This is a genomic window from Pseudomonas sp. 2995-3 (assembly GCF_002742565.1).
GTDB classification, from domain to species: Bacteria; Pseudomonadota; Gammaproteobacteria; order Pseudomonadales; family Pseudomonadaceae; genus Aquipseudomonas; species Aquipseudomonas edaphica.
The window spans coordinates 1-346 of record NZ_LJSB01000154.1 but is presented as its reverse complement, the minus strand read 5'-3'; the positions used below and the strand labels follow the sequence as shown (position 1 = coordinate 346).

Here is a 346-nt window from a genome sequence, read left to right as displayed (position 1 = left end):
TTACGCTTCGATTTCGATTTTTTACTCACAGCTAAATCAATCCTTTCTGTTATAACTAAAACAGTTCAAAATTATTTTTAGCTTAATGGATGAAATTATGCGTTGTACGTTATAACAGTTCGTTACCTGGTAATTGCACCAAACCATGTTTGCGCATCGTTATCATCTGTGCAAGGATTCATCCAACAAACTACAAATTGAAAAACTTTATTTTTCGTCGATGAAAATGTTTGATATGTGATGCCATCCTCCAAGTATGTCCCATCATAGTCATAGCCATCCTCAGTGGACATACCAAAGGATCCTTCAGCACCAATAGTGAGTTTTACATTGTTTTTATAAAACG

General features: G+C 34.7%; 1 protein-coding gene. It reads right to left on the bottom strand.

Features of this window, described 5'->3' with window-relative positions:
- Positions 1-122: 122 nt before the first annotated feature.
- Positions 123-346 (bottom strand): hypothetical protein (locus AOA62_RS32195; RefSeq protein ID WP_218244096.1); only part of this gene is annotated, 224 nt, incomplete at its 5' end.